Raw genomic sequence first — 7699 nt, forward strand, 5'->3', positions numbered from 1 at the left:
TTTTGACTTGTTTCAAGATTTCGTTATGCCCCTCAGCATTAACGTGAGTATTAAAGTCTTCCCTCAAATCCCGCAGGTTATTATCTATTGAATTAAACTTAGTAATTGCTTTTATAATCCCACCCAGCAAAGCCGAAAAGCTTACTAGAATTCCCAGAAAGATCCCAGTTGATTCTAGAGTAATATTGAATGTAGGTTGATTATTTGGATGAACAGCTATTCCCGACTTCGTGGTAGTCATTTAATTTAAAGAGCATCAATTTTAGATTCAATTCTTTCAAGAGGTACATTAATTGCATCTCTAAGAATTTCGATTTCTGGTGAAAGCACTGATGACAATGGACTAGTATATTTCCAAACTTTAATATTCATTTGTGTATGCCAGTGCGGAAACGTAAATTCTAAAGCATATTGATTTTGGTTAAGAGTATACTTTCTAAAATCTAAGAATATTGCCCTATCAAGTCCAATAGTCCATTGCTCTAAGCCAAGTAATTGGCGGCTCACAAAAGCACCTGAATAGGCATAAGCCTGACATCGCCCTGCTAACCACCAATTATATTTAGCTTGAGAGTTGCTAAGAAGCGCAATACATAGCGGGCTATCTACTCTAAAAGCAAGTGGTTCTAAGGGCTGATATCTTTTAGGGGAACCTGGAAATGCTTTTGCCCTAATAGTTCTTTCCCTAACCATTTGCCAATTCACAGGAGATAATTTTAAAGGCATTTTTAGCTATGTAATTTATTGCTCTTTATTTTTCAAAATCCCATCGGTAGACCTGACCATTTGAGGTGCGTAATCCAACGATTCCTTTCCCGCTTTTTTGAAAATATTCAACAGCATCAGTAATCGTGCATCCACTACCCAAAGGTAAATTTACGGTTGCATAGGTTCCGGTGCTGCCTTTAATATTTTTAGGCTTATCAAAGATTAAAGTAACTGATTCTCGCCGATAGCTACCTATATTTACTACTCTTTTGACTCCTTTGACCATGCGAGTAGGCATTACAGTTACAGGCTTAAAGCCAAGTTCCTGCGCTATGCCTTGCTTAACGCGAACATATTTGTTTTTTCCTGGCTTTTTGCCTGCTGGAGCTTTTTCTTCTCCAAAAGGTAGCTCAATCAAAACTCGTGCCCCTTTAGTAGGGCCTCTTTTCTTAGTAGCCATAATTCTTCCTTAGTTTATTAATTTACTTGTTTAAAGGATTGCTGACTTTAAGCAATCCTTACGGCAAGTAATCAGTAGCTGTAAATACTGGTTTACCTGCACTATCAAGTGTCGGAACCACGGGTAATGTAGCGCTGATTGTAGTGGTTAGCGCTTCCAAATCAATGGCAATTGTAATATTGTTGGGAGGCGCTGGAGTTACTGCTTGTTCAGAAGCTGCTAAAAACTGCGCCATTTCTAAAAATGCCGATGGAAAGCTGCTAGCTTTTATTTCACCGCCAGTACCTGGATTAAATACTGAACCACCCAAGTAATTGCTAGCAGAAATTACAATTTGTCCAGAGGAATTAATCGTACTTCCTACTGGTAAAGTAGCGTCAATAGTAGCAGTTCTTGCACCAGTATCATAATTAATAGTGACGTTATCAAGGGTTACATCAACTGTAGATGCTGCTCTTTCAGCTTCATTAATTAAGTGAGCAATTTCTAGAAATGCTGCTGGTTTGGTGCTGGATTTAAGAGTCCCGCCACCATTGTTAAAGGTACTCATGTATTTTTTATGCTCCGTACGACTGTTCCAGAAATAACACACGATATCAGCCAGTGTTACTGTAAAAATACGGTCATACCCTACTTCGATATACTATATCTAAGCTTGCTTTTTAGTAATACACGATCCAATCTGGATTAGATTTCAGTGACCCGCTAGAGAAAAATTTGCCCGAAACTGGCTTGACTTTATCGGTTTTGAAGTTTTTCTTTTGAGTAGTCCCAATGGTAATAGTAGAACCTAGCAAAAACTTTTCTATTATATGTTTTTTTGCATCATTAATAACTGATTCCGCTTCCCTTTCAGAAGAGGCATAACAAATAAACTTTGAGTTGTCTCTTAATGTCAAACATCCCCGATAATTACCTTTTGTATAAGTACTAATAGGGCAAGTAGAAGATTTGCGACCATCGTAGTGAGGAATATGCAATGTATAATAATTACTTTTGTTTCCTTCACTTTTGAATAGGATTACTAATTGAGGGCGATCCGCACCTTTACGAACAGCCCACCATTCAGGAACAACAGCTAAAGCATTAATTCTATTTTGAATATACCCTAGTGTAAACCAGTAGTATATCTGTTTGGTAATCACCAAAAATGCTGTATCCTTAGTATCAATTAGCGCATATTCTAATAGTGATTTTTTAGTTTTTTTAGTTTCTTTTTTGATGTCGCTATTTACATACAAATTATGTACGCGTCGAATTAACTTTTGGAATTTGCTCCAATCATATCTGTTAGACATCGGCTAATGTTGCTTCTGGTGTTTTTATTTTGTCTCTGGCATCTGATTCTTTTTTGGTTTCCTTTACCTCTAAATCTTTAATAGCTTTATCAAATTCTGCTTTATCATCTTTTAATTGCTTCCCTTGAACTTTAACATTTAGTACCTCTCCTGATACCGTATCAAGGCTGTCTGCTGCTTCATTTAGCTCGGTGAGCTTAACAATAACCGGATTGCTAAAGTTGTTATTTTCATTCATCCAACTGTAAGCATCATCGGCGATTGCACCCGCCCAACGCAAGGCGTTACCAATTCTACTAATTCGATTTCCAATTACTTGGAAGATACTATAAACAGAATTAAATAGTGAAGACAGCGTATTGAGAGTATTGGCGGCTGCTTGATAAATTCTATTATATTTCTTCCAAGTAGTTTTTATCCCTTCCCAAGTTTCAACACCAAATAAACTTTTAGCAGCACTATCAATTGTATTTCCTAAAACTTCACTTGCTGAAAAGCTACTTCCTTCATCATCAGACAAAAAGATGCCAGCAATATTATCAACAACACTAAACAAAGTCTGTCCTAAACTTGAAGATAACATATAAGCATTGTGAAGGGTATTAGCCCAAATTAGAACATTTAAAACTCTATCTAACCTTAACCATCTAGCAAAGCCATTAAATCGTGCTAAATAAGTCGTCCATTGAGTTACGAAGGCGGCTCTAAAAGAAGCAATCGCGCCTGTTGTCGCCGCCGTTCCTGCTATGGTTGTTGCATTTACATTGGCTGTTGTAGAGGTATGTAAAGCATTACTATTTGCTCTTGTTCCTGCGTGTTGTCCTGCAATAAAAGCTCTTAATCCTGCGTCGTTATATGGCACTGCATCTACTCCGTTTCTCCCTGGTGCGCCGTTGATTCCATCCCTGCCTGGTGTACCGGGTACGCCGTTGATTCCATCCCTACCTGGTCTACCGGGTACGCCGTTGATTCCATCCCTACCTGGTCTACCGTCTCTACCTGGTACACCAGGAATTTGCACTACTGTTGTCACCCCATCTCTGCCGGGTGCGCCATTTCTCCCTGGTATACCGGGGTCGCCTTTCAATCCTCTGAGCGCTCGTACAGTTTGCACTAGCGCGATCGCAGTTAATGCCACTCCTAAAGCTTCTCCCGCCTTGCCAAGTGCTTGGCCTGCCAAGCCTTTAGCCTGTTCTGCGATGCTCTTGCTTTCATTGGCTGATTGTTGTGCTGCACCCGCCTTGGTGTCAGCCTTGAGTGCCGTGTTGTAGGCAGTTGTAGCGTTATCGTTGGCAAGTTTTGCATTGCGTACAGCACCATCTGCGGTCGTTTGAGCATTTTTTGCATTATTGATTGCAGTATCCGCCGCACCTTGGGCACGGGCTGCTGTAACTTGTGCCGCACCAGCTTTTAGGTTTGCCGCCTCGCCAATGCCTTTAGCATCGATTGCGATCGCCCGGACTTCTGAAATTGCTGCTTCATTGCGCCCAATACGATTTTGTAATCCCAGTAACTTACCTAAAATTCGAGAAACATCAGCACCAAGTGCTTGCACTGCATTCTCAACAGCATCAATCCGAGCGCCAAGTGTTTCGAGTACAGCAATTTGTTCTAGTAGGGTAAAAATCGTTGCAACGATGTTGAAAAGTTCAAATACTCGCCCCGCTAATCGTCCTACGGATGCGATCGCTTGTTCACTTAGTCCGAGTGCTTTACCCGCCTTTGTTAGGGCACTACCTGCCATACCCTCTACCTTAGTTATCGCGCTACCCAATTGACCGATACGGTCTTTAATGCCGTTCACTACTCCCTTTAATCCACTGATTTCATTCGCTGCATTAATCGCTTTACTTGCTGCACTTGCTGCATCCGACACTGCTTTACCTGCCGTACGTTGTGCCTGATTAGCCAATCCTTTTGCTAGACCGGACTCCCTCAATGCCTGTTGTGCTATATCCCCAGCACTTTGGGCTTTTGCAGCCGCTCTTGCCGCTTGTGCCTCAAGCAGTGCCGCCTTTTGTGACGCGAATTTAGCTTTATCAAAAGCATTATTACCCACGACTTTCGCTTCACCAGCATCACGTGTTGCACCGCGTCCTGTGGCTTCAGCTGTATCAGCAACGTACTTTGCTTGATTGGCTTTCGCTTCTGCCGCTTCCGCTTTGCGTTTAGCGGCGATCGCCTCTTGTGCGCTGTAATCAGCAGTTCCTTTGGCGCTGGTTGCGGTTCCATCTGCTTTAAAAGCTTTTTCTAATGCTATTTTCACCTGCTCAAGGGAGTTACTGATCTGCGGCTGTAACTTATTAACTATTACCGCTCCACCAGCTGCAACTGCTGTTGTGATATCCGGCTGTAGTGCTGAACGCGTTGTTTGTACGATTCTGTTTTCATCTACACGCGGGATTTTGGCAATTTCAGCCCTTAATGCCGCAATTTCCGCTGCCAAACTGCTACAAGTATCAGCCATTTTTCGCCCTCAATTCATTTGTAATAGCTCGAATACTTGCGGCTGTAGAAGCACAATCCAAGCAACAATAACCTGGGTATGTAGGTGAAGGACATTTACAAAAACCTTCCGAACAGTCTTCTTCACAATTCACGATGCAATTACATTTAATCCCAAGCTCTTTAAATATTGTCTTGCCCGTTTTATCTTTTACTTCGATGCCTTCAGTAGGATGGTAATTAGGGTTGTCTCTTTGGGTAATTCTGTACTGAGTAGGATGAATGATATCAATTTGACCACTTGGATAAAAAGTTAATTCTCTACCTGGGCATTGAGAACTACTAGAAACAGGAATTAAATTGCCAACCTGGTAAGAGTCAGCTATCCTATCACCACCAAACCTATAACTATGATCACCAGAACAGTCATAATTACTGCCGGAAGTTGCTAAAGTAAAAATATATTTACCTTGATTATTAGCCGGAAGGCAGATAATTTCAACAGGAGGAGAATTAATAATTAATTGTCCTTTAGTGCCATCGACCCGTTCAAAAAGTATTGTAGCCTTTGTTTTGTCTGCACAGTAAACAGTCATGGAATTGCTAATAAATTAGGCGTATCAGTTGTAGTCAGAGGGAATGTAAATACAGAGTTCCACTCGCTATTATTTAAACTGGAATCTAAAGAAAATAAAGTTGGTGGAACGTTGCCATACAAATTTAAATTCCACAGCTTTATATATACGGGGGTGACAGGATTAACAAATTCATAACCTAACCACTGGTTGATACCATCTTGACCGCTCCCATCCCACCAAGTAGTAGTGTTATTGTCTGCTGCTTTATAGGCAGAAGCAATATATTTACTAGCAGAAAAAATAGAGGGAGCTAAAGCTATTTGAGCAGAATCTAATAAACCAAATTCTCTCACTATCCATTGTCGATCAGTACCAGAGGGTTGCACCAGATTTCTAACTCTCCAAAATTTCGCTGTTTTTGATATACTCCCACTTTCGCTAGATAAACCTTTAAGCAAATTAGCTTTTGTGATAATATAAGTTTCCCCAGAGGGAGATTGCATTGGTAGCAAATCAGAATCCGAAGCAATAGCCTTAGTAATTGCAATGTCTTTAATTTGGGGCATATCCGGTAAAAATAATTTGGTGGTTGATAAACGGCTGATTGTTTCTAAAAAATCTAAAAGGCTTCCATCCAATCATTTGCAGACATTCAAAAGCTTCAGAATTATCATAAGTAATCGGCTGATTGTCTGAATCTGTAATCGGCTGATTATTTGAATCTACGATTATTCCTTGGAAATTTTCTAAAGCAGTAATTAATATTGCCGCTAATAATGCTGAAGCTTTATTAGTGACATGAGGTGTCAACTTGAGCAATGAAGCTTTTTGGATAACTAAAATGTTCGTATCCTGAAAAGCTCCCTGACCAAATAATTGATTAAGCGAAAATAATTGCATATTAGTAATCGTCAGGGTCAATTGTTGCAGAAGTATCTGGTTTCGCTAGATTGACCGTTAATTGGTCAACTCGATATGAGTCGTTATTGGCGCCTCTAAAGGCAAAACCTGGAAAGCCCGACACAATGTAGATACTCTGATCTATGTTTGTGTCGAAGGTCGATTGAGGTAAGCCGTCTTGGGCTTTGAGCAAAATCGCAGTTAGCAAACTTTCAGCCCTATTTGTAGATGATGGTGTCAAACCTGGTAAATCCGCTTTGGTAATTGTGATTGTGGTTGCAGTCTGAGTTGCATTGGCTCCAAATACCTGTTGCAAGGTAGGCTCTGGCATAAATAAATCGGATTCTTTAATGAAGTGAATAAATCCGTTGTATGGCTTATTCAAAAATAAGTAAATGTTCCAGTTTTATGTAAAACAAGAACATTTACTGATGTCGTCTCAGCCCTGCTGCTAATAGGATTGAGCCAGATTTAGCCATTAGCTAAAATACGAAATGTTCCGGTTTTACCAGATGCAATGGTTAAACCGGAACAATAATCCAAGAGAAAATAGGTCGAATGAAAAACCATAGGGAAGGGCAAGCGGCTATTCTCACAAATGCGGATTACTCGAAAATTCGCAACAAGATCAGAAGCCGCAAATATAAGTTGCTTTTTGATATTGCATGGTATACCGGTGAGCGGTGGGGTGCTTTAGTCCAACTTAAAGTTACTGATGTTTACAACGATGATGGCACACCAAGGGAATACATAAATTTCAGAGCCAGAACTCGCAAAGCTAAACCCAAAGCTTCAGACCAACTCCAAAAAGCTGGCGACAAGCCCAAGTCTAAAAGAGCAAATCGACAAGTCCCAGTGCATCCAGTTTTGGCAGAAATATTGCTTTCATACAAGCCGGACTCAGGTATAGAGTGGTTATTTCCTTGCAGGACGAGCGATAAGTCCATAACCCTGCGATGGGCTGACAACATTCTACGCGCTGCGGTTGACAGGACTGGATTGTCAGGTAAAGGTATCTCAACGCATTCCACCCGCCGCACTTTCATCACCAATCTGGCAAAGAATGGCATCAACTTGGCCACTATTAAAAAAATTACTGGACACACCGATTTAAAAGTACTTTCGCGCTACATCGAGGTCAGCGAGGATGATGTTAAGGGCGCGATCGCAACTCTATGAATCCCAATCTCCTATTCTTGCAAATCGAGATATTCTTTGAGCGCTTGCAGGAAGGCGTTTATGACCATCCCCTGATTTTGGCTATGGCACTGGAGAATCTCGCTAATCAGGCATGGGATGAAGTCGAGCGA

General features: G+C 40.9%; 10 protein-coding genes and 1 pseudogene. 1 reads left to right on the forward strand and 10 read right to left on the reverse strand.

Annotated elements, in window-relative coordinates:
- The 10 genes and pseudogenes from LC605_RS29620 to LC605_RS29665 form a co-directional block, all read right to left on the reverse strand.
- Window positions 1-241, reverse strand: a pseudogene (locus tag LC605_RS29620) (hypothetical protein); the annotation flags it as partial.
- A gap of 5 nt (window positions 242-246) precedes the next feature.
- Window positions 247-726 carry a hypothetical protein gene (locus LC605_RS29625; protein ID WP_229551008.1) on the reverse strand — a complete coding sequence of 160 codons (480 nt, stop codon included), beginning with the start codon at window positions 724-726 and terminating at the stop codon, window positions 247-249.
- Between the two features lie 25 nt (window positions 727-751).
- Window positions 752-1168, reverse strand: a complete 417-nt coding sequence (locus LC605_RS29630) for a hypothetical protein (protein ID WP_229551009.1) — start codon at window positions 1166-1168, stop codon at window positions 752-754.
- A gap of 58 nt (window positions 1169-1226) precedes the next feature.
- A complete protein-coding gene (locus tag LC605_RS29635; RefSeq protein ID WP_229551010.1) occupies window positions 1227-1718 on the reverse strand; it encodes a hypothetical protein in 492 nt (163 codons plus the stop codon).
- A gap of 112 nt (window positions 1719-1830) precedes the next feature.
- Complete coding sequence (locus LC605_RS29640; RefSeq protein WP_229551011.1) at window positions 1831-2466, reverse strand: hypothetical protein; 636 nt, start codon at window positions 2464-2466, stop codon at window positions 1831-1833.
- The gene (locus LC605_RS29645) at window positions 2459-4933 is read right to left on the reverse strand and encodes a collagen-like protein (RefSeq protein WP_229551012.1); all 2475 of its coding nucleotides are present in this window, start codon (window positions 4931-4933) and stop codon (window positions 2459-2461) included. The genes LC605_RS29640 and LC605_RS29645 overlap by 8 nt, the downstream gene beginning before the upstream one ends.
- The gene (locus tag LC605_RS29650) at window positions 4926-5507 is read right to left on the reverse strand and encodes a hypothetical protein (RefSeq protein ID WP_229551013.1); all 582 of its coding nucleotides are present in this window, start codon (window positions 5505-5507) and stop codon (window positions 4926-4928) included. Before LC605_RS29650 ends, LC605_RS29645 begins: the two co-directional genes overlap by 8 nt.
- Entirely contained in the window at window positions 5504-6055 is a 552-nt protein-coding gene (locus LC605_RS29655) for a hypothetical protein (RefSeq protein ID WP_229551014.1), read from the reverse strand. Before LC605_RS29655 ends, LC605_RS29650 begins: the two co-directional genes overlap by 4 nt.
- Entirely contained in the window at window positions 6042-6389 is a 348-nt protein-coding gene (locus tag LC605_RS29660) for a hypothetical protein (RefSeq protein ID WP_229551015.1), read from the reverse strand. Before LC605_RS29660 ends, LC605_RS29655 begins: the two co-directional genes overlap by 14 nt.
- A 1-nt stretch (window position 6390) precedes the next feature.
- Window positions 6391-6720 carry a hypothetical protein gene (locus LC605_RS29665; protein ID WP_229551016.1) on the reverse strand — a complete coding sequence of 110 codons (330 nt, stop codon included), beginning with the start codon at window positions 6718-6720 and terminating at the stop codon, window positions 6391-6393.
- 227 nt (window positions 6721-6947) lie between these two features.
- Here LC605_RS29665 and LC605_RS29670 point away from each other — a divergent pair, with 227 nt between their 5' ends.
- Window positions 6948-7568 (forward strand): tyrosine-type recombinase/integrase, encoded by a 621-nt coding sequence (locus LC605_RS29670; RefSeq protein WP_229551017.1) that lies wholly within the window; start codon window positions 6948-6950, stop codon window positions 7566-7568.
- Window positions 7569-7699: the final 131 nt, after the last annotated feature.

It is taken from the genome of Nostoc sp. CHAB 5836, from assembly GCF_020829445.1.
Lineage (GTDB): Bacteria > Cyanobacteriota > Cyanobacteriia > Cyanobacteriales > Nostocaceae > Nostoc.